This window comes from Actinoplanes sp. NPDC051388, from assembly GCF_055586225.1.
In genome coordinates, this window is record NZ_JBVJIP010000003.1 from 1 (window position 1) to 24,635 (window position 24,635).

Below are 24,635 nucleotides of genomic sequence, written 5' to 3' on the forward strand. Positions count from 1 at the left end.
GGGATGGCGTAGCCGGCGAAGTCGACGCCGCGTTCGGGGTCGAACTTGTCGACGGCTTTGATCAGGCCGACGTTGGCGGTCTGGATCAGGTCGTCAGTGGGTTCGCCGCGGCCGGCGTAGCGGTGTGCGAGGTGCCGGGCGAGAGGCAGCCACGCCTCGATCGCACGGTCCCGCAGCGCGGCCCGCGAGGGGTGCCCGACCGGCGTCGCCGCCATGGCGTTGAGCAGGTCGCTGGCACTGTCCGCGGGTGCCTCGGCCGTGGTGAGCGCAGGCTGAGTCTGGGTCTGCGTCGTTACGGTCATGCTGAATCCTCCCTGTCACCTGTCCGGAGAGCCGGCCCGATCGTGCTGGGCCCGGTGGGTCAGGTGTTGCTATCAGCTTGCCGGGTGTCGACGAGCGTCTGTCTGAGTGCCGTCGAGCACACGTGCTTGGCCGTTCAGATAACCAGACCCTAGCTGAGAGGTTGAGTCATGACTAGCCGAAAGTATGAGTCACTTTACGTAGTTGTATGGTCACTGTGGATCAAGCTCTGCTCGGGCGGACGGGATCCGGTGGTGCGGTTGTGGGGCAGGAAAAGCGTATCCATCAGGGGTTTCTGCGGCGACGGCCGATCAGGACGGCGCCCGCGGCAAGGACCGCGACCCCCGCGATGATCGCGATGATGAGGCCCCAGTTGGTCCCCTCGTCGGTGGAGGTGTCCGATGCGGCAATCGTGGCGGGGGTCTCGATCGTGGCGGGTGAGGGCGACGGCACGGGCTCCGCGGAGGTGGTTGCCGACGGCGAGGGCGCGGCTTCCGGCGCGGCGACGGTGAACTTGTAGGAGGACTGCGTCGCATCGCCGTCGGCGGCCACCAGTTTGTAGGTCACCGTGTAGGTGCCGTTGGCCAGCTCCCCGGTGAAGTCGGCACTGCCCTTCTTGCCGTCCACCTCGGTCCTGCCGGTCGGCACCTTCTCCTTCTGCGCGTCGGTGACCTCGATGGCGAACGTGTCGTCCAGCCTGTCGAGGAAGGTGAGCTCGACCCTGGCCGGCGCCTCCTCGACCGTCGCGTTCTTGGCCGGGGACGCCTTGGTCAGCGCGTTGTGCGCCCAGGCCGGAGCGCCACCGGTGAAGACCACGAGGGCGGTGGCGGCGACGGCGGCCGTGACGAGACGAGCGATGCGCATGCGGGCGTCCTTCTCTGATTCGCGGGCTGGTGCGGGCCGATGAAACCATGGTCGTCCGGCGCGCCGGGGGAGTTCCCGTCAGTCTTTCTCGGCGTCGCGCTGCTTCTCGTCCTTCTTCTTCTCCTCGCGGTCCATGGCCAGGTCGAGGGCGAGCACGCTGCACAGGATCAGCAGTGGCTCGACCCCCTCGGAGACCTTCACCGCATAGGTGTCCCGGATGGTCAGCCAGCGCTTCGAGACCGAGGCCATCTCGTCGCCGCCCCGCTCGATCACGTATTCGTGGTCCAGCAGGTCGCCCTTCATCTCCAGGTCGTCGGGGCCGGGCACATCGATGGTGAACTTCTCGCGGAACGGGGTGAACAGCTTCTTGCGCACCTCGGCCACCTTCTCGCCGCCGACCCGGATCTCATAGGTCGGGCGCAGCGCGATCAGATGCCGATGCACGCTGGCCACTTCCTCGCCGTGCAGGTCCTCGATCACCACCCGGTTGCGCGCACTGAACACCTTGCCGTCGACGTGCAGGACCTTGTCGCCGTGCTCGTCCAGCACGTCGAAGTCGTCGCCGATGCTGAAGAAGCGCTCCCGGATCACAAACATGCGCTCGATTGTGCCCCCGAGCAGCCACGGGCACACACACATCGATGTTCCCCGCTAATCTCTGCCGCCGTGGGGCGACTCTTTCTGACCATCGGGGTGCTGGGCGCGCTGCTGCTGGGCGGCGCCGATCCCGACCCGGGCGGCCTCGACGCGGTGGCCTCGATCATGCTCGAGCGGGACGCGGCGCCAAATGAGGCGAAGGCGATCGCGGCCCGGTTGCGCGGGCAGCCCGGGGTCATGCGAGTGGAGAAGCTGGATCCGGCGGCGGAGTTCGCCGAGTTCAAGGCGGCGGTCGCGGACCAGCCGGAGGTCCTGGAGACGCTGGCGACCATGGAGCCGGGCGACCTGCCGGAGCGCATCGAGTTCCAGTTCCGCAACCGCCGGGCGATGGAGGCCTTCGCGGCCTCCGACGGGCCGGCCGAGTTGCGCGGCATGCCCGGCGTCGACCTGGTGATCATTCCGCTGCACGAGTCCGGCGAGTCGGTCAGCGAGTGCACCATGGGCCCGGACTCGATGCCCGGCGCCCCCGAGATGCTGGACGTCAAGGTGATCATGGCCGTCGAAGTCACCGCGGCCGAGAAGGGCGCGATCGAGCAGCGGCTGCACGAGGTGCCGGGCGCGACCGGGGTCACGATGACCACCCGCGCGCAGGCCTTCGAGGAATATCAGGAGCTGCGGGCGGAACTGCCGGACGCGCCGGCGGTCGGGCCCGAGGCGCTGCCGGAAAGCTGGGTGCTGACGCTGGTCGACCGCGCGTCGGTGTACCGCGCGGTCGACGAGCATCTCGCCGAGCAGGTCTGCCGCATGCCCGGCGTGGCGGCGGTCATGGTGCCGCCCAAGGGGTGATGATCAGGGCTTCAGGACGACCTTGATGCAGCCGTCCTCCTTCTTCTTGAAGATGTCGTAACCGCGCGGCGCCTCCTCGAGCGGCATCCGGTGGGTCACCAGGTCGTCCACGCCGAGCGGGTCGTCGTCGCCGGTGAGCAGCGGCATGATGTCGTCCACCCAGCGCTTCACGTGCGCCTGGCCCATCCGCATGGTGACGCCCTTGTCGAAGAGATCCATCATCGGGAACGGGTCGGCCTCGCCGCCGTAGACGCCGATGATCGAGATGGTGCCGGCCCGCCGCACGCTCGCGAACGCGGTGCGCAGCGCGGCCATCCGGTCCACGCCGAAGGTCTCGGTCGCCTTCCGGGCCAGTGGATCCGGCAGCAGCCCGGCCGCCTTCATCGCGGCTGACTGGAACGGCGTGCCGTGCGCCTCCATGCCGACCGCCTCGATCACGCAGTCCGCGCCGCGTCCCTTGGTCATCTCGAGCACCGCGGCCGGCACGTCGTCGACCTGCTCGAAGTTGATCGTCTCGACGCCGTTGCGGGCCGCCATCGCGAGCCGCTCCGGCACGTTGTCGACCGCGATCACCCGGCCGGCGCCGAGGTGGCGGGCGATCCGGGCGCACATCTGCCCGATCGGGCCGAGGCCGGTGACCAGCACCGTGTCGCCGTTCTGGATGTCGGCGAACTTCGCCGCCTGCCACGACGTGGTGAGCACGTCGGAGAGGAAGAGGTAGCGCTCGTCGGGGTGGCCGTCCGGCACCTTGATCGGGCCGAACTGCGCCTGCGGCACGCGCAGGTATTCGGCCTGGCCGCCGGGCACCTGCCCGTAGAGCTTGGTGTAGCCGAACAGCGCCGCGCCCTTGCCCTGCGCGCGCACCTGAGTGGTCTCGCACTGGGCGAAGAAGCCGTGCGTGCACATCCAGCAGTGCCCGCAGGAGATGTTGAACGGGATCACCACCCGGTCGCCGGGCCGGATGTGCGTGACCTCGGCCCCGACCTCCTCGACGATGCCCATCGGCTCGTGCCCCAGCACGTCACCCTTGTCCAGATACATCCCCAGGACGTCGTAGAGATGCAGATCGGAACCGCAGATCGCGGTCGAGGTCATCCGCACGATCGCGTCGGTGGGCTCGTGAATCTCCGGGTCGGGCACCGTCTCCACGGACACCTTCTCGGTGCCCTGCCAGGTCAAAGCTCTCATGTCCACGGCATGCCCGCCCACGGCCGCAATATTCGGCGAATATCGTCCGGAGTCGCGGGCATGCACCGGACATGACGACTCCCAGTGGAAATCCCTTCGCCGTGGTCACCGGCGCGTCCAGCGGCATCGGCTTCGAGCTGGCCCGGCAGTTCGCCCAGCACGGTTACGACCTCCTGGTCACCGCCGAGGACGACGCCATCGACCAGGCCGCGGCCGATCTCCGGCGCGACGGTCAAAACCAGATCCATTCGGTACGCGCGGACCTCGCGACCTACGACGGGGTGGAGCGGCTCTACGCCGCCATCCTGGAGACCGGCCGCCCGATCGACGCGATCGCCCTGAACGCCGGCCGCGGCATCGGTGGCGACTTCACCAGTCAGACCGATCTCAAGGACGAGCTCAACGTCATCGACGTCAACATCACCTCGACTGTGCACCTGGCCAAGCGGGTGCTGCCCGACATGGTCGCCCGCGACGCCGGAAACGTGCTGTTCACCTCGTCGATCGCGTCCATGATGCCGGGCACCTACCAGGCGGTCTACAACGCCTCGAAGTCGTTCGTGCAGTCGTTCGCCGAGGCGTTGCGCAACGAGCTCGAGGACACCGGCGTCACGATCACCGCACTGATGCCCGGCCCGACCGACACCAACTTCTTCGACCGGGCTGAGATGCAGGACACAAAAGTCGGCTCGAGCGAGAAGGACGACCCGGCGGTGGTCGCGAAGCAGGGCTTCGAGGCGCTGATGAAGGGCAAGGAGAAGGTGGTCGGCGGCTCGCTGAAGACCAGAGTGCAGGGCGCGGCGTCCAAGGTGATGCCGGACTCCGCCAAGGCCGAGATGCACCGCAAGATGGCCGAGCCGGGTGGCGGCGACAACTAGCCGGGCGGTGTCTCAAGATCGGGCATAGGTTCGGGTGATGGAGTATCGCAGCCTCGGACGTACCGGAATGCAGGTCAGCCCGCTCTGCCTCGGCGCCATGATGTTCGGCGCCTGGGGCGAGCCCGACCACGACACGTCCATCAAGATCATTCACAGGGCGCTGGACGCCGGGATCAACTTCATCGACACGGCCGACGTCTATTCGCAGGGCGAGTCGGAGGTGATCGTCGGCAAGGCGCTGGCCGGCGGACGGCGTGACGACGTGATCCTGGCGACCAAGGTGCACGCCCAGATGGGTGTGCCCGCCGACCAGCCTCCCGGCACCAAGGGAGACCCGAACAAGCAGGGCAACTCGCGCCGCTGGATCATCCGGGAGGTGGAGGACAGCCTGCGCCGGCTGCAGACCGACTACATCGACCTCTACCAGATCCACCGGCCCGACTCGGACACCAGCGACGAGGAGACCCTCGGCGCGCTGACCGACCTGCAGCGCCAAGGCAAGATCCGGGCCTTCGGCTCGTCCACCTACCCGGCCTGGCGGATCGTCGAGGGCCAGTGGACCGCCGAGCGGCGCGGCCTGGGCCGGTTCGCCACCGAGCAGCCGCCCTATTCGATGCTGGTCCGCGGCATCGAGGCCGACGTGCTGCCGGTCGCCGAGCAGTACGGCCTGGGCGTCATCCCGTGGAGCCCGCTGGCCGGCGGCTGGCTGGGCGGCAGATATCGCAAGGAGTCCGGCGTCCCGGACACCAACCGCAGCCGCCGCATGCCCGCCCGCTACGACATGTCGCTGGAGGTCAACCAGCGCAAGCTGGACGCCGCGGACGCGTTCGCCGTGCTGGCCGAGGAGACCGGCGTCTCGCTGGTGCACCTGGCGATCGCGTTCGTGCTCCAGCATCCGGCGGTGACCGCGCCGATCATCGGCCCGCGCACGATGGACCAGTTCGAGTCGCAGGTCGGCGCCGTCGACCTGAAGCTGACCCCGGACGTGCTCGACCGGATCGACGAGATCGTCCCGCCGGGCACCAACCTCAACCCGGTCGATGCGGGCTTCGGCGCGCCGGCCCTGTCCGACCCGTTCCTCAGGCGGCGGCGCACCGCTTGAGGAGATGTGCGCCTCGGGTAGCGTGAGGCGCCATGACCGCGACCGTTCCGACTCCCCAGCGCCGTTGGTGGTGGGGTCTCGGGCCGGTCGCGGTGATCGCCGGGGCCCTGCTCTCGGTCTGGTCCTGCACTCCGGAGGGCCCGCCGGCCACCTCCGCGCCCGCGCCGGTGGTCTCTGCCGCGCCGGTCAGCCCGGCACCGGACACTTCGGACGCACCGGCACTGAGCTGCGAGGAGCGGCTGGTCGGGCGGATGTCGCCGGAGCAGCGCGCCGGCCAGCTGCTGATGATCGGCACCGATGTGGACGAGCCGGGCGGCTTGCGCGGCGAGATCCGGAAATATCATCTCGGCGGTTTCTTCCTGCACGGCCGCAGCACCCGCTCGGCGGGCAGCCTGCGCGCCGACATCGAGGGGCTGACCGCGGCCGCCGAGACCCCGCCGCTGGTCGCGCTCGACCAGGAGGGCGGCAGCGTGCAGACGCTCAAGGGCGCCGACTTCCCGCTGATCCCGTCCGCCGAGCGACTCGGCGGTGGCCCCGACGCCCGGCTGCGCGCGGTCAATCGGGACAGCGCCAAGCGCCTGCGCGGCATCGGCGTGAACCTCAACCTGGCGCCGGTCGCGGACACCGTGCCGTCCTCGATCGGCGAGGGCAACCCGCCGATCGGCGCGTTCCACCGGCAGTACGGCTCGGACCCGGCCGAGGTGGCGAAGGACATCGAGCAGGTGGTCGCCGCATACCAGGGCGAGCGGGTGCTGGCCGTCCTCAAGCACTTCCCGGGGCTGGGCCGCACCCGGGCCAACACCGACACGTCCACCAAGGCGGTCGACGACACGGCGACCACCACGGATCCCTATCTGCAGCCGTTCGCGGCCGGCATCAAGGCGGGCTCGGCCAGCGTGATGATCTCCTCGGCGCGCTACCCGAAGCTGGACCGCACCACCATCGCCGCGTTCTCCAAGCCGATCATCACCGACCTGCTGCGCGGGCAGCTCGGCTTCGACGGCATGGTGATGTCCGACGACCTGGGCGCGGCCAAGGCGGCGGCCCGCATCTCGCCCGGCGACCGTGCGGTCCGGTTCGTGGCCGCGGGCGGCGACCTGGCACTGAGCATCCGGCCGGAGGACGCCGAGCCGATGGCCGAGGCGCTGGTCGCCCGGGCCGAGGCGGAGCCGGCTTTCTATGAGCGGGTCACCGAAGCCGCGCACCACGTGCTCCGCGCGAAGATCCGCGCGGGCCTCGTGACCTGCTAGTGCGGTGTCCATTGTCGTTCGCCGGTTCGCGGGATGGTCGCGTGTCCAGTGGTCGTGTCATAATGGTCGTATGCCTAGACGTCGGGATGTTGGTACCGGTCCGGTGGTGCACCGCACCGCACCGCCCGGGTCGGGCTACGCCTGACCCCAGCGCGGCGCCGCCGCTGTTTCGGCCTGCTGCGCTGCGCCGCAGACGTGTGGGCGTGCGTGCTGGAACTGAACGACCGGCACCGCCGCCGCGGAGACCGGCCGGTGGCCGGGTACCAGGAGTTGTGCTCCGTGCTGGCCGCCTCCGGCCCGGGAACGTTCGGCGAGTTGGACCCGGTGGGGGCCAGGTCGGTGCTGCGCCGGTTCTCCGACGCCTGGTTCAGCGCCGCGACACGGCGCAAAGCGCGGGGCTGCGCACCGTTGCGGGCGCGCCTGGACCGGCTGGTTCCGTACCCGGCCGGGACGGTCCGATCGGTGGCCTTGCTGTTTGACGCCGGCCGGTTGTGGCTGGACGTCACCCGCAGAACTCCCGATCACCACATACCCGCCCGGCGAACGACCCGACCCCGCCAAGGTCGCCGGTGTCCATCTCGGGATCATCCACCCGTTCGCCGCCGCGTCTCCCTCGGACGGGACCGCGCTGCTGATATCCGGGCGGGCCGTCCGGGCCGAGCATCGGCTGCACCTGGCCGACACCAAAGCCCGCCGCCGGGCCACCGCGCACCGCGCCCCCGCCAAAGGCCAGCGCGGGTCGCGGCGCTGGCGTAAGACCCGCTACCGGGCGCGGCTGGCCGAGACCCGGCACCGCAGACGGATCCGGCAAGCCCTGCACGAAGCCGCCAAACCCTGATCGGCTGGACCGTCGGCAACCGGATCGGCGCCCTGACAGTCGGCGAACGGCGAGGATCCACAACACGACCAGGGACCAACCCGGTCAACGTTCGTGGACACCGCACTAGATCTTCTGCTTGCCGATCACCGCGAGCAGGCGCAGCTTCTCGTGGCTCTCGCTGCCCGGCGTGGCGGTGTAGATAAGCAGCGACTGCCCGGTCTCCCGGTCCAGCAGGGTCTGACAGTGCAGATCGAGCTCGCCCAGCTCGGGATGCCGCAGGAGTTTGCGGGCGCCGTAGGCCGGAGCGACCACGTGCGCGCTCCACAGCTTGGTGAACTCCGGACTCGCCGCCAGCAGGGCGTCGGCCACCGCGGCGGCGGCCGAGCCCGGCCCGTCCTGGGCATAGACCTCCCGCAGGGCGGCGCAGAAGAACAGGCTCAGGGCCGCATGCTCGGACTCGGCGAAGAACGCCCGCGTCGCCGGATCGGTGAACCAGCGGTACGCGATGCTGCGATCCATCCCGGTCAGCCCGCTGTCGTCGCCCAGCAGAGCCACCCCGGCGCTGGTCCGGTGCAACGTCTCGCCCAGCCGCGAGACCACCTCGGCCGGGGTGTCGTCGAGCCGGTCCAGGATCCGCATCATCGCCGGGCTGATGTGGTCGTCCTGCCAGATCCGCTGCGGCGCGACGTGCCCGGCCAGCTGGAAGAGGTGGTCGCGCTCGGTCTGGGACAGGTGCAGGCCACGGGCGATCGCGGCCAGCATCTGCTCCGACGGGCGCGGGCCGCGCTGCTGCTCGATGCGGCTGTAGTAGTCCGCCGACATCCCGCTGAGCGCGGCCACCTCCTCCCGCCGCAGGCCGCCGGTGCGTCGCCGCGGGCCGCGCGGCAGGCCGACGTCTTCCGGTTGCAGTGCCTCCCGGCGCGTACGCAGAAAGTCCGCGAGCTGTGCCCGATCCACGTGCCTAGTGTCCACTGGTCGCGAACGTCACGCCGGCGAGCCGGGCCGACTCGTCCCACAGCCGCTTGGCGGTGGCGACATCGCGCCCCGACGAATACGGCCGCAGCCGCCGCGGAGCCCCGGTGAGCCGCAGCAGGCCACGAGGACCGTAGAACTCGCCGCCGCGGGCCTGCGGACCGGTGGCCGCGAGGAGGGCGGGCAGCGCGCCGCGCTCGGCGGTCTGCACCGGCCAGCCCAGGCTCCGCAGCCGCTTGAAGATCGGGTCCATCGGCGAGGGCCGCTTGCTGCCCAGGTTCGGCCCGGCGGCCTGCAGGTTGGTCGACGAGAAGCCCGGGTGCGCGACGTTGCTGGTGAGGCCCCAGTTGTTCGCCTGACTGCGCCGGTCGAGTTCCAGCCCGAAGAGCATGGTGGCCAGCTTCGACTGGTTGTAGTACTTCCACGGCGTGTACTTGCGCTCGCCCTGGAGGTCGGTGAAGTCGATCCGGCCGGTCAGCGCGGCGATGCTCGACTGGGTGGTGACCCGGGCCCGTCCGGCGATCAGCAGCGGCAGGATCCGGGCGGTCAGCGCGTAGTGCCCGAGGTAGTTGGTCTGGAACTGGAGCTCGAGGCCGTCGCCGGTGGTCTGCCGCTCCGGCGGGGCCATCACGCCGGCGTTGTTGACCAGCAGGTGGATCGGCCGGCCCTCGGCGACCAGGGTGTCGGCGAAGGCGGACACGGAGGCCAGGGAGGAGAGGTCCATGGTGCGGACGGAGACGTTGCCGGCCATCGTGGCGGCCGCTGCCTTGCCCTTGGCCGCGTTGCGAACCGGGAGGACGATCTCCGCCCCGGCGGCGGCCAGGCGGGTGGCGATGATCCGGCCGAGGCCGTCGCTGCCGCCGGTGACCACGGCGAGCTTGCCGTGCAGGTCGGGAATCTCGATGTCTGTCATGGGATCAGCGTGGCCGGATCCGCGGATCGGATGAAGGCCGAATCTATCCAGGGACAAAAGATCCGTGGCTGAGCACGGTGACCGGCGGCAACCTGGTCTGGAACGCCACCGGCGCAACCGGTTCGTTCGACGACGTCCGCACGTTTAGGGTCGGCGGATGACCTATGTGACTTCGGGGGACCTGCGACTGTGGGTGGATCGGTCGGGCGACCCGGCCGATCCCGCGGTGCTGCTGATCAACGGCGCCGAGGCGCAGGGCATCGGCTGGCCCGCGGCGCTGGTGGATCGGCTGGTCGCGGCCGGCCTCCAGGTGATCGTGTACGACCACCGCGACACCGGCCGGTCCGACTCGGTCGACTTCGACACGACGCCGTACTCGATGGACGATTTGGCGGCGGACGCCGTCGCCGTGCTGGACGGGCTGGACCTGCCGGCGGCGCATCTGGTCGGCGCCTCGATGGGCGGCCTGATCGGCCAGTGGGTGGCCGCCGCCCACCCCGACCGGGTGCTGGCGCTGATCCTGATGTCCACCACGATCCCCGACGGCATCCGCGAGCTGCCGCCGCCCGCGCCGGAGGTGCTGGACCGCTTCGCCGAGCTGGGCAAGCTGCCCCGCGACACGGTCGAGCAGCGGATCGAGGCCGACGTGCAGGTCTATCAGCTGCTCGTCGGCGGACGCCTGCCCTTCGACGAGGCGGCGGCCCGCGACCTGGCCGAGAGGCACTTCGCCCGGGCCCGCGACTGGACGAAGTCCGCCAACCACCACCGCATCCGCGAGCACCCGGCCACCATGCCGTCGCTGTCCGCGATCGAGGCGCCCACCTTGGTGATCGTCGCCGAGGCCGACCCGATCTTTTCGCCACCCCACTCCGAGGCCCTGGCCGAACTGATCCCCGGCGCCCGGGCGATCCGAGTCCCCGACATGGGCCACGCTTTCCTGTCCCCAGGCCTCCCGGAACACCTGGCCGACCAGATGATCGCCTTCCTCCGAAGCCGCCCGGCCCCGAACTGAGCCGGCCGACCACAGGTGTTGCGTATGGGTGTGTAGAGCGGCAACGGCACGGCGCATCTTCGTGGTGGCGGCGGAGCAGGACCACTTCGACCGAGCGTGAGCGGCGCCGGAACGCCCAGCCCAGCCCAGCCGTCGTCGGTGAACCCGGGTGCCGTCAGCCGTCGCCGGAGCAGCAGGCGCACGCGTTGGCCGTCGGAGGAAGCGCGCAGCAGGCGTCGCCGCGCCAGGCGGCTCGGCCCTCCCTTGCCGCGATGGCCGCGATGATCAGGGCCGCCGCCGGGTCGGCCCAGGACCAGCCGAGCAGGCTGTTCAGGAGCAGGCCGACCAGCAGCACCGCGGACAGATAGGTGCAGAGCAGGGTCTGCTTGGAGTCGGCCACCGCGGTGCGCGAGCCCAGTTCGCGGCCGGCTCGGCGCTGGGCCCAGGACAGGCCGGGCATGACCGCGAGCGAGACCGCGGCCAGCGCGATGCCGACCGGGGAGTGGTCGGGCGTGGCCTGGCCGAGCAGGGCGCGCACCGACTCGACGGTGACGAAGGCGGCGAGCGCGAAGAACGAGAACGCGATGACGCGCAGCGTGGTCTTCTCGCGGGCCGCGGGATCCGGCCCGGCGAACTGCCAGGCGACGGCCGCCGCCGAGGACACCTCGATGACCGAGTCCAGGCCGAAGCCGATCAGCGCCGTGGAGGACGCGACGGCCCCGGCGCCGATCGCGATCACCGCCTCGATCACGTTGTATGTGATGGTCGCGGCGACCAGCCACCGCACCCGGCGGGTCAGCACGGCCTGCCGGCTCATCAACAGCAACCGTCCACATCGGCGTCCGGGCACGCGGCCGGGTCCACCGCCAGCACCAGGCCGAGCAGGTCGCCGAGGGCATGCCGCAGGCGGGGGTCGGCCAGCTCGTAACGGGTGCGCCGGCCCTCGGGCACGGCCACCAGCAGCCCGCAGCCGCGCAGGCAGGCCAGATGGTTGGACAGGTTCTGCCGGGTCGCGCCGAGCAGGTCGGCCAGCTCGGCCGGGTAGCCGGGACCGTCGCGCAGGGCCAGCAGCAGCCGGGCCCGGGTGGGGTCGGAGAGGGCATGGCCGAAGCGGGCGAGGACCTGCCCGTGCGTCGCCGTTTCCATCCGCTGATAGTACAGCAGGCGCTGTACTAAAGACCCTTGGATACGCCCGGGGTGAGGAACTCGACGCGCGTGCCGGTCAGCAGCGGGTTCTTCCGGGCGTGGAACGTCTGGACGTGCTCGGCGTCCTCGTGGGCCCGGAACGCGTCGCGGTCCCGATAGACCTCGTAGAAGACGCGGACCAGCGGCTCGCCCTCGACCGCCGACGTGGCGTAGACCAGGGTGCCCGGCTCGCGGGCGGTGATCTGCTCGACCGCGGCCGCGGTGAGCTCGTCGAAGCGGGCCGCCGCGGCCTCGTCCCGGCAGTCGAAACGAACGACGAGTGCGAGCACCGCCACCTCCAGAGGGAAACGGCTCAGCCGAAGACGGCGAAGTCGGTCAGCTCGGCGTTGCCGGGCTGCCAGTTGTCGACCACGACGGTGACATAGCGAGCCGAGACGCGCAGCGGAATCTCGGTCAGGCGGGCCGGCCGGGCCACCTTGGCCACGGTCGAATAGGTGACCGCGTCGGTCGAGCGCTCGATGCGGATCGAGCCGCGGCGGCCGGCCGTCCAGGTCAGGCGGACCATCGTCAGGGACTCGGTGGCGCCGAGGTCGACCACCATCCGGCCGGTCGGGCCGGGACGCCACGACGTGCGGGTGTCGCCGTCCACCGCGCGCGCCGGGGAGGTCATGCCGGTGGGCAGCGGTGAGGTGGGGAACGTGGTGCGGCCCCGGGCCAGGTCGGCCGTCGGGGTCACCGGGCCGCCGGGCACGGTCAGCGTCGTCGACTTGCCGGCCGCCAGGCGTACCGGAGAAGACCAGGAACCGGATCGCACAGCGATCGCCACCGGCTGGGATTGCGGCGCGGTGATCGTCACGTGGTGCGAGTCGGGCACGGTGAAGCGGGTGCCGAGCGGCACCTCGCCGCGCACCTCGAAGCGTGGCGGCTCGACCCGCCCGGTGCCGGCCGGCTGCGTGACGCCCCAGGCCAGGCCGTCCTTCCGGAGCACCTGCATACCGCGATACAGCCGGCGCGAGGACGGGATCGTCACGGTCGCGCCGGTGATCGGGTCGGCCGTCAGGTTGAAGACGCTCAGGTAGCCGTCCGCGTCGCTGACCCGCAGGCCGGGCGGGGTGTCCGGGATGCGGCGCCGGGCCATCGCGGCCAGGTCGACGCCGGGTCGCGCATAGGCCTCGATCAGTGTCGGCGAGGGCGGGCCGGTGGCCGCGATCACGGCGGTGGCGGACACCGTGATCGGCCGGCCGGTGTCGTGCGTGACCAGGCCGGCCCGGCCGTCGATGTCCACCCAGCCACCGGACAGCTCGTGGGCGTCGGGCACCACCACCGCGTCGGACCAGGCGACCGCGTCCTCGGACGTCTGGATCACGTATCTGGTCGCGTACGCCGACTCCCAGGAGAGCCGGACCCCCGCGACCGTGACCGGCGAGCCCAGATCGACCGCGAACCAGCTGTCCTGCCGCCCGCGCTCGGTGCGGTCCACCGCCCAGCGGGTCTGCGGATTGCCGTCGGTGGCGTTGTACGCCGGATAGCTCACGTCCGACGACGAAGCCCCGGTCAGCGCGCCCTGTGCCAGATCCGCGCCGGCCTCGTCCAGCACGCTGAACGTCCACAGTGAATAGCCGTACTGATTGGCCGCCTGCCGGCCCTGCATCCGCACATAGCGAGCGGGCCGCGCCTCGAACAGCAGCTCGTCGATGCCGCCGTCGCCGCCGCCGCCCGCGCTGCCGTCGAGCGTGATCGAGCCGGTCGTGCTGGTGAACGTGCGCCGCCCGGTGAGCCCGGGCATGCCCGGCATCTCGAGGTTGAACAGCGACAACGCGCCCTCGTCGGTGCCCACGCCGGTGCTCGCGTAGACCACCGTGCCGGTCGGCAGCGTCGCGTAGGCCGCGTACTCCTCGCCGTAGATGAGCACGGTCGCGGTGGCGTCGACGCCGTCCCGGACACGCTGATAGGCCGCGGTCCAGGTGTCCGACGGCGCCCGCGACGAGGCCGGCAGGAACGCGGCGGCGCGCGTGTCGATCAGCCAGTTGTCGTGTCGCGGCTGCCACAGGAAGTTCACGAAGCCGGTCTTGGTCACCGCCGCGGCGAACGCGTCACCCGATTGGTGCACGGTCAGCCCGAGCTGGTCGCCGAAGTCGCGGGTGCCGCTCGCCCGGGCGAAGAACTGCGGCGCCGACACCGGCTTGGTCGGCCGGCCGCGGTGGCGGTGGAACAGGTAGGAGATGGCGAGCTCGGCGCGGGCCTCCGGCTCGTACTTCTCCTCGCCACTGAACTTGGTCAGGCGAAACTCCGGCGAGTGCCGCAGGTAGGGCTCGAGCCGTCCGGCCAGATCGGCTTCGGCGCGCGCCGCGTCCGGATCGCGCAAAACCTGAGCCAGGTACGCGAGCGGCAGCACGTCCCGCCCATAGAGGTGATATCGATCCGCCACCATCGGCATCACGGTCTCGCCCGCGTCGCTGGCCAGCAGCCGCAGCGTGCGCCACAACTGCTCGCCGTTCGGCTGCCGCAGCAGCACGTCCGGCACCCGCTTGCCGGCCGTCATGAAGTGGATCGCCGCCCGGCCCGCCGTGCGCCACAACTCCGCCTGGTAGTGCGGGTTCACCGATTCGTGGTTCTCCACCACGAACGTGTCGTGCAGGTTGTGCCCCCGGCTCAGGTCCTTGACCACCACGCCGTCGAGCCGCGCCAGGTTGGCCCGGTCGGCGGCCGGCAGCGCGCTCGCGTTGGCCGCCCAGAACAGGAACCGGCCGCGCAACGCGGCGTCGTCCCGCCCCCAGGCCAGCCCCGGCGCGATCGCCTGCGCGTAGACGCCCATCTCCTCGAGCTTGGTGTCACCGAGGTGTCCGCCCGCCGTGCCGTTCGGCGTCCAGTCGCCGCTGAGCGGATCGTCGGCGTACGCCAGCCCGTACGCATAGGAGGCCTGCCCCGACGCGATGGCCGACACCTTCGTGCGGGTGCGGTCGTCCAGGTCGTCCCAGAGCAGCCGGGCGGCGAGCACGAAGTAGAGCTCGAAGGTCGAGTCCCAGAACAGCTGCCGGCCCCAGTCCGAGCCGCCGGCCAGCCGGTTCGTGCCGGCGAACCGCCCGATCGTGGCCAGCGTGTGCTCCTGCAGCGTGCTCTTGCCGACGCCGGCCAGCGCCTCGTCGTAGCCCTCGGCCCGCAGCAGCACCGCGTTGCCCAGCACCGACGCGAACCGGAAGTCGTCCGAACGGTAGGCGCCGGTGGCCGGGTCCCACTGCTGCTCGACCCACCGGGTGTGCAGGTGCAGCAGCCGGTGATAGGTGGCCGCGACGGGGTCGTCCACCGGCCGCGCCCAGAGTCCGGCGGGCCGCCGGGCCGGGATCGGGACGGCGAGTGCCCCGCTTAGCGCCAAGAAATGGCGACGGGACAGCGGCGCCATCGAACCTCCACGGGGACCTGCGGACGTGCCGACAATCAGTATCCGGTCGGGCCGCCTCACGACAAATGGTGTGATGGCGACCGACACCCCGCTGTTACGTTCCATCCGCCGGAAACGTTCAAGTGATCAGCCGGAAGAGGTTCAGCCACTGCTCCGGCCACACCACGCCGACCGGCGCCTCGGCGGAGAGCCGGTTCGCCCGGAATGCCGCGGTGACCCGCCGGTTGCCGTAGCGCCGGGACAGGGACGCGGCCAGCGAGCCGCCGACGCCGGTGAAGCCGCACTCCACGAACGACCGGAACTCCGCCATCGCCGACGGCGTGACCAGCGGAAAGTCGCGGTGGACCAGGCGCAGCAGGCCGGCGTCGACCCGGGGGACCGGGCGGAAGGCGGTGCGGGGGATCCGGCCCGCCAGCTCCCACGAGTGGGTGGGCCAGGTGCTGATCGTCAGGCGGGTCCAGCGGCCGTAGTCGCCGGTCCGCTTGCGGGCGTATTCCAGCTGTGTGACCAGGGTGGCGTGACGCAGGGTCGCCGATCCGAGGCACCAGGACACCACCCCGGAGGTGAGCGCGTAGGGGATGTTGCCCACCACCGCGAAGGAGGACGTGGGCGGGTCCTCGCGGAGGAAGTCGGCGATGCGCACGTCGAGAGCGGGGTGCGACGGCAGCGCGGCGGCGACCGCGGGATCGACCTCGAAGGCGACCACCCGGCCCGCCCGCGCCAGCAACAGTGAGGTCAGGTGGCCGCGGCCGGCGCCCACCTCGTACACGAGATCGTCGGGTTCGAGATCGGCCGCCGCGACCACCTGACGCAGGGCAGCGGTGGAGGAGAGGAAGTTCTGACCGTACGCACGACGGGCGCGGGAATGCGCACGTCGCGGAGAAGAGGGCGCCATGACCATGGTCCTGTCCGCCGTCGCGAGGACGCGAAGGCAAGAACGGAAGAGGACACGTAGGCCCTGGCGGGCTCAGGCGAAAGGAGCTAGGCGACCAGGGCCGGACGCCGGTCGCGCAGACGGATCGAAGACAGCGGTCCGCGCGCGGGCGTCACGAGCCCGGCGAGCAGAGCGTGCGTCGTGATCATCCCGCGACCCTACTGAACGGCCGTCCCGGCGTACCAGTGAATTAAGAGCCGGTGTGCCGCGCGGCCTGCCGCAGATCGAGATCCTCGATGCCGATCGCGACGATGAGCAGGATCTCGACACCGTTCATGTTGATCACCGTGAGGGCTGAGTATGCTTGCCGCGGGCCGTGACTGGCGTGTTCGGATGGGTCAACCATCGTGGAGCGGTCCCGTCATCGACGACGACTGCCGTGCGCCTGGGCCTCTTGATCCGTGCTGAGTTTGCCGAGAAGCGCAGGAGGTCCGATGAACGCCGAGTCCAATGCTTTCCGCTCCGCCCTCGAAGTCGTCCGCCAGGTCGAGCCCCGCATCGCCGACGCGATCGCCAAGGAGCTGCACGACCAGCGCGAGTCGCTCAAGCTGATCGCCAGCGAAAACTACGCATCGCCCGCCGTGCTGCTGGCGATGGGCAACTGGCTCAGCGACAAATACGCCGAAGGCACCATCGGCCGCCGGTTCTATGCCGGCTGCCAGAACGTGGACACCGTCGAGTCGGTCGCCACCGAGCACGCCCGCGAGCTGTTCGGCGCGCAATACGCGTATGTCCAGCCGCACTCCGGCATCGACGCCAACCTGGTGGCCTACTGGGCGATCCTGGCCGACCGGGTCGAGGTGCCCCATCTCAAGAAGTTCGAGAAGCGGCAGGTCAACGATCTGACCGACGCCGAGTGGGCAGAGCTGCGGGCGGCCTTCGGCAACCAGCGGATGCTCGGCATGTCGCTGGACGCCGGCGGCCACCTGACGCACGGCTTCCGGCCGAACATCAGCGGCAAGATGTTCGACCAGCGCAGTTATGGCGTGGACCCGGCGACCGGGCAGATCGACTACGACGCACTGCGGGCCACGGCGCGCGAGTTCAAGCCGCTGGTGATCGTCGGTGGTTACTCCGCGTACCCCCGCAAGGTGAATTTCCGCGTCATGCGCGAGATCGCCGACGAGGTCGGCGCGACCTTCATGGTTGATATGGCCCACTTCGCCGGTCTTGTCGCGGGCAAGGTCTTCACCGGGGACTTCGACCCGATCCCGCACGCGCACATTGTCACCACCACCACGCACAAGAGCCTGCGCGGCCCGCGCGGCGGCGCGGTGCTCTGCGGTCCCGAGCTCTCCGACCAGGTCGATCGCGGCTGCCCGATGGTCCTCGGCGGCCCGCTCGCGCACGTCATGGCGGCCAAGGCGATCGCGTTCGCCGAGGCGCGTCAGCCGTCCTTCGCGGATTATGCGCAGCGCATCGTCGACAACTCCCAGGCGCTCGCGGCCGGCCTGCTCGCCCGCGGCGCGACCCTGGTCAGCGGCGGCACCGACAACCACCTGGTGCTGATCGACGTCGACAAGTACGGCCTCACCGGCCGCCAGGCCGAGCAGGCGCTGCTCGACTCCGGCATCGTCACCAACCGCAACGCGATCCCGTCCGACCCGAACGGCGCCTGGTACACCTCCGGCATCCGGATCGGCACCCCGGCGCTGACCTCGCGCGGCCTCGGCACCGGCGAGATGGACCAGATCGCCGAGCTGATGCACACGGTGCTGTCGCAGACCACGCCCTCGCCGACCTCGAAGGCGAAGTTCACCCTCGACCCGGCCGTGTCCGACCGGGTCAGCAAGCAGGCCACCGAGCTGCTCGCCGACTACCCGCTCTATCCCTCGGTCGACCTGGGGTAGTTCGTCAGGAAGGCGTCGACCGCGGCCACGAACTCGGCCGGTTGGTCGCGGTGGACGTGATGCCCGGCCGCGATCGTGACCAGGGTGGCGGCCGGCATGTGATCCCGCAGCTCAGCGTGCAGGTGCTGCGGGATCTGGCTGTCCGGGCCGCCGCCGATGATCAGCGTCGGCACGGTGACCGACGAGGCGTTCTCCCAGCCGGCCGGGTCGGGGTCGTCGAGCTGGGCCCGGATCGCGTTGACCGCGGCGAAGTCGAACGGCGTCGGCTCGTCCGGCGGGGGGAGCGGCGGACGCTCGAGGTCGCCCGGCCGCAGGATCGGCGCGTCCTCGAGCACGAGGTGGCTGAGCCGGTCCGGCGCGGCCTGCCCCACCAGCATGGCGACCACGCCGCCCATCGAATGGCCGGCCAGCGCGCAGCGCTCGAGGCCGGCGGCCTCCAGGTAGGCCAGCACGTCGTCGCGCATCAGCTCGAAGGAGTAGTGCCCGGGGTGCGGGCTCCGGCCGTGTCCGCGCAGGTCGAGAACGTGCACGCGATGCTTCTCGGCCAGCGCGGGCAGCACCGGCCGCCAGTCGCGGCCATCGCCGCCGAGCCCGTGCAGCAGCACCAGCGGCGGCGCGTCCAGCTCGCCGACGACCTCGAAGGCGGTCATCGGCGCCCGGATCAGCGAGATCACCTCGTCGGTGGTGCGGACGTCGCCGAAGGTCCGGTAGATCGTGTAGAGCGCCGCGTTGTGGTCCTCGTCGCGGCGGGCCGCGTTCGCGTCGGCAACCATGATCACCCGGTAGCCGATCGTGCGGGCGTCCCGAGCGGAGGACTCGCAGCACACGTTGGTCACCGTGCCGGTGATCAGCACCGTGTCGATGCCGCGCTCTTCCAGCAGGCCGGGGAGCGGCGACTTGCCGGGGAAGAAGGCGCTCGCCGCGAACTTCTCCAGCACCAGATCGGCGTCGTGCACCTCGAACTCGTGCCACAGCCGCGACCGCAGCGGGCCCTCGCCGCCGCTGGTGCGGAACGCCTCGGCGAACCCGGGCCCGAAGAAGTCCTCGGCCAGCGCCGAAGGCTCACCCGCCCCGGGCAGCACCCAGGCGACCGTGCCACCCGCCGCGCGCAGTTCGGCGGCGAGCCGGGCGATGTTCGGCACGATGCCCCGGACATATCCGAACTCCTCCGCGAAGAACGGCACCATGTCGACCACCACCAGGGCGGTGCGCTCCGGCACGAGCGACGTGAAGGCGTGCCGCCGCCCGCGCCGCGACTCCTGCCGCCGGTACTCCCGATCCTCGATCCGCCAGGCGTGCATCGTGCGTTCCATGCCGCCCAAGCTATCGGCGAGCGGCCGTCCGCGGGCCCCCGCGAGGGTGAGTTTCGCGCCGAGCGGACGGTGGGTACGAGACCGTGTCCAGGACTGACGGCGACTGTGTGAGGATCAGACGTGTTCCCTGACGAGCGTTGGAATGCGCGGGACCGTCATCTCGACGACCGCGAACGCGAGCTGGAGAGTCGTGACCGGTTGCTGGACGCCCGGCAGGAGCGGCTGGCCGGCGTCGAGCGTGACCTGGCCGCGCGCCAGGAGGTGCTGCACGCGCGGGAGGCCCTGGTCGCCGAGCGGGAGGTCGCGGCCGAGAAACGCGAACGCGAGGGCAACAAACGGGACTCTCTGGCGGACACCCGGGAGGCGCACGCCACCGCCCGCGAGCGGGTCCTCGATCAGCGCGAGGCCGGCGAGTTCAGCGAGCCGGTCGATCTGAGCAACCGGGTCGAGGAGGCGTTCGCCCGCGAGGTCTCCCGGATGGACCGCAGCGACGCCTTCCTGGAGCGCTCCCGGGCGGCGGTGAAGCGCGCCCAGGACCGGCTCAACACCCTGCGCGCGGCGCGGTCACAGACGCCCCCCGAGGATCAGGCGCCACCGGAAGATCAGGCGCCGCCCGAAGATCGGGATTGAGCCGGGAGTCGGTGCAGCGTCACGTCCCGGAGCGCGCCGGAGGCCAGGGTCGCCGTCAGATAGGTCGCGAACGGCTGGCTGCGCCGATCGGTGGGCGAGCCGGGGTTGAGCAGGCGCAGCCCGGTCGGCGCCACCGAATCCCACGGGATGTGCGAGTGTCCGAAAACGAGCACGTCGGTGTCGGGGTAGGCCGCCGCGCACCGCGCCTCCCGCCCGGTCTTCGCGCCGGTCTCGTGCACCACCGCGAAGCGCACCCCGTCGAGCACCTCGTGGGCGACCAGCGGCAGCCGGGCCCGCAGCGCCGGGCCGTCGTTGTTGCCGTACACCGCGATCAGGCGCCGCGCCCGGGCGGACAACGCGTCCAGGGTGGCCACGTCGACCCAGTCGCCGGCGTGGAAGACCACGTCGGCCGCGTCCACCTCGGCCCAGAGCGGGGCGGGCAGGTCGCGCGCCCGGAGCGGGACGTGGGTGTCGGACATCAGCAACAACCGCATGAGCCGGAAACCTACGCCGGGCCGGGCCGGATCTCGCCGGAACCGCGCCGGATCAGCCGGGTCGGTATCCAGAAATCGCGCGGCGGACCGTCGGCGCCGCCGATCCGCTCGAACAGCACCCGGGCAGCCGTGCGACCCATCGTCGTCGGGTCCTGGGCGACCACCGTGACGGCCGGTTCCAGCAGGTCGGCCAGCGGAAAGTCGTCAAAGCCGACCAGCGCCACCCGGCCCTGCAACCGCAGCCGGCGCAGCGCCCGGAACGCGCCGATGGTGATCAGGTTCTGGCCCGTGAACACGGCGGTCGGCGGATCCGGCCGGTCGAACAGCGCCAGCGTCGCGCTCTCCGCGTAGGACGGATGCCGCAGCCGGCGCACCGCGTGCGGGGCCAGATCGGCCGTGCCGAGTGCCGCGAGATATCCGCGATGCCGCTCCCGCGCGGTCGCGATCCGGGCTCCATCCCCGAGGTACGCGATCCGCGTGTGCCCCTGCGCGACGAGGTGCCGGACCGCGTCCCGGGAGCCGGAAACGTTGGTGGCGAGCACCGCATCGCCCGGGAAGCCGGTGCCGGGACGGTCCACGTACACCACCGGAATGTCCGAGATAGATCGCAGGTAGCTCTGGTCCGGCCCGCTCGGCGCGATGATCAGCCCGTCCGCGTGCCGCTGGCTGAAGGCGGCCGCCAGCTCTCGCTCGCGCTGCGGATCCTCGTCGATGCTGCCGACCAGCACCTGCACGCCGTGCAGCCGGGCCTCGTCCTCGACCGCCCGGTGCAGCACCGCCGAGAACGGGTTGCCGACGTCCTCCAGCAGCACCCCGATGGTGCGCGTGCGCCGGTCGTTGCGGCGCAGCAGGCTGGCCCCGAGATGCGGCCGGTAGTTCAGCGTCTCGACCGCGGCGTGCACCCGGGCGGCCAGATCCGGCGCGACCGTCGTCTCGCCGTTGACCACTCTGGAGACGGTCTTCAGGCTCACGCCGGCGGTCCGCGCGACGTCGTTCATGGTGGGCCGTGAGTCCCCGGTCACCGCGCCTCCCTCGACGGGAAACATCTCGATGTCGATCACTGGGTGCAACATAGCGGGAACTTATTGTTGACAGTTGATGCCTTCGGTCGTCTAGTAGAGACAACGTTGTCTCGCGTTAGCCGCGTCTCCGGGCGTCGCGCTAAATCGATTTGGAGGAGACATGCGCCATCCCCATCCCGTGCGGTCCACACTGGCAGTGGGCTGTGCCGCGGCGTTGGCGCTGGGCGTCGCCGCTTGCGGCGGCGATTCCGGCGGCGGCTCCGGTGGCCAGCCGATCGTCGGCCTGATCACCAAGACCGACACCAACCCGTTCTTCGTCAAGATGAAGGAAGGCGCCCAGAAGGCCGCGACCGCGCAGGGCGTCGAGTTGCAGTCGTTCGCCGGCAAGCAGGACGGCGACAACGAGGCCCAGGTGCAGGCGATCGAAAGTCTGATCTCGGCCGGCGCCAAGGGCTTCCTGATCACCCCGAGCGACTCCAAGGCCATCGTCCCGGCGATCGACAAGGCCAAGCAGGCGGGCCTGCTGGTGATCGCGCTGGACACCCCGACCGACCCGGCGGACGCCGTGGACGCCACCTTCGCCACCGACAACCGGCAGGCCGGCAAGCTGGTCGGCCAGTGGGCGAAGGCCAAGTTCGAAAAGGACGGCAAGCAGGCGAAGATCGCGATGCTGGACCTGAACGCCAATGGCGTCTCGGTGGACGTACAGCGGGATCAGGGTTTTCTCGAAGGGTTCGGTATCACCGTCGGGGACAACAACAAGATCGGCGATGAGAGCGATCCGCGGATCGTCGGGCACGACGTGACCGACGGCGCCGAGGACGGCGGCCGGACCGCGATGGAGAACTTGCTCCAGAAGGACCCGACGATCAACCTGGTCTACACCATCAACGAGCCCGCGGCGGCCGGCGCGTACCAGGCGATCAAGGCGGCCGGCAAGGACAAGGACGTCACCATCGTCTCGATCGACGGCGGCTGCCCGGGTGTGGACAACGTCAAGGCCGGCGTCATCGGCGCCACCTCGATGCAGTTCCCGATCAAGATGGCCGAGGACGGCATCGCCGCCATCTCGGCGTTCGCCAAGGACGGCACCAAGCCCGAGGCGAGCGCGGGCAAGGACTTCGTGGACACCGGCGCGACCCTGATCACCGACCAGCCGCAGACCGGAGTCGAGGCCAAGGACTCCGCCTGGGGCAAAGAGAACTGCTGGGGCTGATCATGACAACGGTCACCAAGGAGCCTCAGTCCGGACCCGATTTCGAAACCCAGCAGCACGACTCGATCGGCCTGCGGATCCAGCACATCCTGCACGGCAACCCCGTGCTCGGTCCGCTGGCCGTGCTGCTGGTCGCGATCGTGGCCTTCTCGATCGTCAACCCGCGGTTCTTCTCAGCGCCCAACCTCTCCCTGGTCCTCGCGCAGGTCACCGTGATCGCGGTGCTCGCGCTCGGGCAGACGCTGATCATCCTGACCGCGGGCATCGACCTGTCGACCGGGGCGATCGCCGTCTTCTCGTCCATCCTGATGGCGAACTTCTGCACCAAGATCGGCATGCCCGGCCTGATCGCGCTGGTGCTCGGGCTGATCTGCGGCACCCTGATGGGCGCGCTGAACGCGTTCCTGGTGACCCGGATCAAGCTGCCCCCGTTCATCGTCACGCTGGGCACCCTGACCATCTTCTTCTCGCTGAACTCGGTGATCAGTGAGAGCGAGACGATCCGGGGCTCGGACATGCCGGGGATCATGACCTGGACCGGCACCACGATTCCGATCGGCGCGTTCCGGCTCACGTACGGGTCGTTGATCATGTTGTTGCTCTTCGGGGTCTTCTTCTACGCGCTGGGCCGCACGGCGTGGGGCAAGCACGTCTATGCCACCGGGGACGACGTCGAGTCCGCCCGGCTGGCCGGCATCCGCACCAGCCGCGTGCTGTTCTCGGTCTACACGGTCGCGGGCCTGCTCTATGCGATCGGCGGCTGGATCCTGATCGGCCGGCTCGCCTCGGCCAGCCCGAACGTCGGCACCGAGTACAACCTCGACTCGATCACCGCCGTGGTGCTGGGTGGCACCAGCCTCTTCGGCGGCCGGGGCGGGGTGCTGGGCACCCTGATCGGCGCGCTGATCGTCGGCGTCTTCCGCAACGGCCTGCAACTGGGCGGCGTGGAGGTCGTCTGGCAGGGCTTCGCGATCGGCCTGCTGGTGCTCGTCGCGGTGTCGCTGGACCAGTGGATCAGGAAGGTGAAGACCTGATGACGACCACCACGATGACCCCGGTGTTGCAGGCCAAGGGCATCACCAAACGGTACGGCCGGGTGACCGCGATCGAGAGCGGCGACCTCGAGCTCTACCCCGGCGAGATCCTGGCGGTGATCGGGGACAACGGCGCCGGTAAGTCCAGCCTGATCAAGGCGCTCTCCGGCGCGCTGGTGCCGGACAGCGGCGAGATCTATCTGGACGGGACGCGGGTCGTCTTCCGCAACCCGATGGAGGCTCGCGAGGCGGGCATCGAGACCGTCTATCAGACCCTCGCCGTCTCGCCCGGCCTGGACATCGCCGACAACCTGTTCCTCGGCCGGGAGCAGCGCAAGCCCGGCGTGCTCGGCTCGGTGTTCCGGATGCTCGACAAGGGCAAGATGAAGTCCGAGGCCCGCCGGCACATGAGCGAGCTCGGCATCGGCACGCTGCAGAACATCGGCCAGGCGGTCGAGTCGCTCTCCGGCGGCCAGCGCCAGGCGGTGGCGGTGGCCCGGTCGGCGGCCTTCGGCAGCAAGGTGGTGATCCTCGACGAGCCCACCGCGGCGCTCGGCGTCAAGGAGAGCAACCGGGTGCTGCAGCTGATCCGCGACGTCCGCGACCGCGGTCTTCCGGTGATCCTGATCAGCCACAACATGCCGCACGTGTTCGAGGTGGCGGACCGCATCCACATCCAGCGGCTCGGTCGCCGGGCCACGGTGATCACGCCGCAGTCGCACTCGATGTCCGAGGCGGTGGCGATCATGACCGGCGCCACCCCGCCGCCGCCGGCGGTCGCCTGACCCGGGTGGAGGATCATCGCGAGCCGCCGCGCCTCCCGGCGCGGCGGCTCGTTCTCAATGGACTGCCGGGAGCCGTTTCGCCCTGACAAT

25 protein-coding genes and 1 riboswitch are annotated in these 24,635 nt (G+C 70.6%); of the genes, 11 read left to right on the forward strand and 14 right to left on the reverse strand.

Annotated elements, in window-relative coordinates; translation table 11 throughout:
* The 3 genes from ACZ6TI_RS08280 to ACZ6TI_RS08290 all read right to left on the reverse strand — a co-directional run.
* A partial coding sequence (locus ACZ6TI_RS08280) for a sigma-70 family RNA polymerase sigma factor (RefSeq protein ID WP_465344317.1) occupies positions 1-302 on the reverse strand: 302 nt, incomplete at its 3' end.
* Between the two features lie 283 nt (positions 303-585).
* Positions 586-1,164, reverse strand: a complete 579-nt coding sequence (locus tag ACZ6TI_RS08285) for a copper resistance CopC family protein (RefSeq protein WP_465344318.1) — start codon at positions 1,162-1,164, stop codon at positions 586-588.
* A gap of 78 nt (positions 1,165-1,242) precedes the next feature.
* A complete protein-coding gene (locus ACZ6TI_RS08290; RefSeq protein WP_465344319.1) occupies positions 1,243-1,761 on the reverse strand; it encodes an LURP-one-related/scramblase family protein in 519 nt (172 codons plus the stop codon).
* A 69-nt stretch (positions 1,762-1,830) separates the two neighbouring features.
* Between ACZ6TI_RS08290 and ACZ6TI_RS08295 the strand changes: the two genes are divergently transcribed.
* A complete protein-coding gene (locus ACZ6TI_RS08295) occupies positions 1,831-2,607 on the forward strand; it encodes a permease-like cell division protein FtsX (protein ID WP_465344320.1) in 777 nt (258 codons plus the stop codon).
* 3 nt (positions 2,608-2,610) lie between these two features.
* Here ACZ6TI_RS08295 and ACZ6TI_RS08300 read toward each other — a convergent pair whose 3' ends face one another.
* A complete protein-coding gene (locus tag ACZ6TI_RS08300; protein WP_465344321.1) occupies positions 2,611-3,795 on the reverse strand; it encodes a zinc-dependent alcohol dehydrogenase in 1,185 nt (394 codons plus the stop codon).
* A 71-nt stretch (positions 3,796-3,866) separates the two neighbouring features.
* Here ACZ6TI_RS08300 and ACZ6TI_RS08305 point away from each other — a divergent pair, with 71 nt between their 5' ends.
* From ACZ6TI_RS08305 to ACZ6TI_RS08320, 4 genes are all read left to right on the forward strand, one after another.
* Entirely contained in the window at positions 3,867-4,673 is an 807-nt protein-coding gene (locus ACZ6TI_RS08305) for an SDR family NAD(P)-dependent oxidoreductase (protein WP_465344322.1), read from the forward strand.
* Positions 4,674-4,710: 37 nt separating this feature from the next.
* On the forward strand, positions 4,711-5,775 hold the full coding sequence (locus ACZ6TI_RS08310) for an aldo/keto reductase (protein ID WP_465344323.1): 1,065 nt from the start codon (positions 4,711-4,713) through the stop codon (positions 5,773-5,775).
* A gap of 32 nt (positions 5,776-5,807) precedes the next feature.
* Positions 5,808-7,025, forward strand: a complete 1,218-nt coding sequence (locus ACZ6TI_RS08315) for a glycoside hydrolase family 3 N-terminal domain-containing protein (RefSeq protein ID WP_465344324.1) — start codon at positions 5,808-5,810, stop codon at positions 7,023-7,025.
* A gap of 475 nt (positions 7,026-7,500) precedes the next feature.
* On the forward strand, positions 7,501-7,863 hold the full coding sequence (locus tag ACZ6TI_RS08320) for a hypothetical protein (protein ID WP_465344325.1): 363 nt from the start codon (positions 7,501-7,503) through the stop codon (positions 7,861-7,863).
* 105 nt (positions 7,864-7,968) lie between these two features.
* Here the strand turns inward: ACZ6TI_RS08320 and ACZ6TI_RS08325 are convergent, their stop codons facing one another.
* Together ACZ6TI_RS08325 and ACZ6TI_RS08330 are read right to left on the reverse strand one after the other, a co-directional pair.
* The gene (locus tag ACZ6TI_RS08325) at positions 7,969-8,802 is read right to left on the reverse strand and encodes a helix-turn-helix transcriptional regulator (protein ID WP_465344326.1); all 834 of its coding nucleotides are present in this window, start codon (positions 8,800-8,802) and stop codon (positions 7,969-7,971) included.
* A 4-nt stretch (positions 8,803-8,806) separates the two neighbouring features.
* The gene (locus tag ACZ6TI_RS08330) at positions 8,807-9,730 is read right to left on the reverse strand and encodes an SDR family oxidoreductase (protein ID WP_465344327.1); all 924 of its coding nucleotides are present in this window, start codon (positions 9,728-9,730) and stop codon (positions 8,807-8,809) included.
* A 157-nt stretch (positions 9,731-9,887) separates the two neighbouring features.
* On the opposite strand from ACZ6TI_RS08330, the gene ACZ6TI_RS08335 reads away from it, so the two are divergent.
* Positions 9,888-10,742: an alpha/beta fold hydrolase gene (locus ACZ6TI_RS08335; protein WP_465344328.1), complete on the forward strand. Its 855-nt coding sequence runs from the start codon at positions 9,888-9,890 to the stop codon at positions 10,740-10,742.
* A 154-nt stretch (positions 10,743-10,896) separates the two neighbouring features.
* Here ACZ6TI_RS08335 and ACZ6TI_RS08340 read toward each other — a convergent pair whose 3' ends face one another.
* The 5 genes from ACZ6TI_RS08340 to erm all read right to left on the reverse strand — a co-directional run bounded on the left by ACZ6TI_RS08340 (position 10,897) and on the right by erm (position 16,162).
* Positions 10,897-11,538, reverse strand: coding sequence for a cation efflux transmembrane domain-containing protein (locus ACZ6TI_RS08340; protein WP_465344329.1), 642 nt, complete (start codon positions 11,536-11,538; stop codon positions 10,897-10,899).
* On the reverse strand, positions 11,538-11,867 hold the full coding sequence (locus ACZ6TI_RS08345; protein WP_465344330.1) for an ArsR/SmtB family transcription factor: 330 nt from the start codon (positions 11,865-11,867) through the stop codon (positions 11,538-11,540). The genes ACZ6TI_RS08340 and ACZ6TI_RS08345 overlap by 1 nt, the downstream gene beginning before the upstream one ends.
* 26 nt (positions 11,868-11,893) lie before the next feature.
* A complete protein-coding gene (locus ACZ6TI_RS08350) occupies positions 11,894-12,196 on the reverse strand; it encodes a putative quinol monooxygenase (protein WP_465344331.1) in 303 nt (100 codons plus the stop codon).
* Positions 12,197-12,219: 23 nt separating this feature from the next.
* On the reverse strand, positions 12,220-15,171 hold the full coding sequence (locus ACZ6TI_RS08355; protein WP_465344332.1) for a discoidin domain-containing protein: 2,952 nt from the start codon (positions 15,169-15,171) through the stop codon (positions 12,220-12,222).
* A 214-nt stretch (positions 15,172-15,385) separates the two neighbouring features.
* Positions 15,386-16,162: a 23S ribosomal RNA methyltransferase Erm gene (erm, locus tag ACZ6TI_RS08360; protein ID WP_465344333.1), complete on the reverse strand. Its 777-nt coding sequence runs from the start codon at positions 16,160-16,162 to the stop codon at positions 15,386-15,388.
* 345 nt (positions 16,163-16,507) lie between these two features.
* A riboswitch (ZMP/ZTP riboswitch) is annotated at positions 16,508-16,599 on the forward strand.
* A gap of 36 nt (positions 16,600-16,635) precedes the next feature.
* Here erm and ACZ6TI_RS08365 point away from each other — a divergent pair.
* Positions 16,636-18,051 (forward strand): glycine hydroxymethyltransferase, encoded by a 1,416-nt coding sequence (locus ACZ6TI_RS08365; protein ID WP_465344334.1) that lies wholly within the window; start codon positions 16,636-16,638, stop codon positions 18,049-18,051.
* Here ACZ6TI_RS08365 and ACZ6TI_RS08370 read toward each other — a convergent pair.
* Positions 18,027-19,364 carry an isochorismatase family protein gene (locus ACZ6TI_RS08370; RefSeq protein WP_465344335.1) on the reverse strand — a complete coding sequence of 446 codons (1,338 nt, stop codon included), beginning with the start codon at positions 19,362-19,364 and terminating at the stop codon, positions 18,027-18,029. The two genes, ACZ6TI_RS08365 and ACZ6TI_RS08370, sit on opposite strands and share 25 nt — an antisense overlap.
* Before the next feature lie 120 nt (positions 19,365-19,484).
* Here ACZ6TI_RS08370 and ACZ6TI_RS08375 point away from each other — a divergent pair, with 120 nt between their 5' ends.
* On the forward strand, positions 19,485-19,994 hold the full coding sequence (locus ACZ6TI_RS08375) for a hypothetical protein (RefSeq protein ID WP_465344336.1): 510 nt from the start codon (positions 19,485-19,487) through the stop codon (positions 19,992-19,994).
* Here ACZ6TI_RS08375 and ACZ6TI_RS08380 read toward each other — a convergent pair.
* Together ACZ6TI_RS08380 and ACZ6TI_RS08385 are read right to left on the reverse strand one after the other, a co-directional pair.
* Positions 19,967-20,488 (reverse strand): metallophosphoesterase family protein, encoded by a 522-nt coding sequence (locus ACZ6TI_RS08380; RefSeq protein WP_465344337.1) that lies wholly within the window; start codon positions 20,486-20,488, stop codon positions 19,967-19,969. The genes ACZ6TI_RS08375 and ACZ6TI_RS08380 overlap by 28 nt on opposite strands.
* Positions 20,489-20,499: 11 nt before the next feature.
* Positions 20,500-21,561, reverse strand: a complete 1,062-nt coding sequence (locus ACZ6TI_RS08385) for a LacI family DNA-binding transcriptional regulator (protein ID WP_465344338.1) — start codon at positions 21,559-21,561, stop codon at positions 20,500-20,502.
* Between the two features lie 109 nt (positions 21,562-21,670).
* On the opposite strand from ACZ6TI_RS08385, the gene ACZ6TI_RS08390 reads away from it, so the two are divergent.
* Genes ACZ6TI_RS08390 through ACZ6TI_RS08400 form a run of 3 tightly spaced genes read left to right on the forward strand, consistent with a single transcriptional unit; the run spans position 21,671 to position 24,545 of the window.
* Positions 21,671-22,726 (forward strand): substrate-binding domain-containing protein, encoded by a 1,056-nt coding sequence (locus ACZ6TI_RS08390; RefSeq protein WP_465344339.1) that lies wholly within the window; start codon positions 21,671-21,673, stop codon positions 22,724-22,726.
* A gap of 2 nt (positions 22,727-22,728) precedes the next feature.
* Positions 22,729-23,760, forward strand: a complete 1,032-nt coding sequence (locus ACZ6TI_RS08395; RefSeq protein ID WP_465344340.1) for an ABC transporter permease — start codon at positions 22,729-22,731, stop codon at positions 23,758-23,760.
* Positions 23,760-24,545, forward strand: a complete 786-nt coding sequence (locus ACZ6TI_RS08400) for an ATP-binding cassette domain-containing protein (protein ID WP_465344341.1) — start codon at positions 23,760-23,762, stop codon at positions 24,543-24,545. The genes ACZ6TI_RS08395 and ACZ6TI_RS08400 overlap by 1 nt, the downstream gene beginning before the upstream one ends.
* Positions 24,546-24,635: the final 90 nt, after the last annotated feature.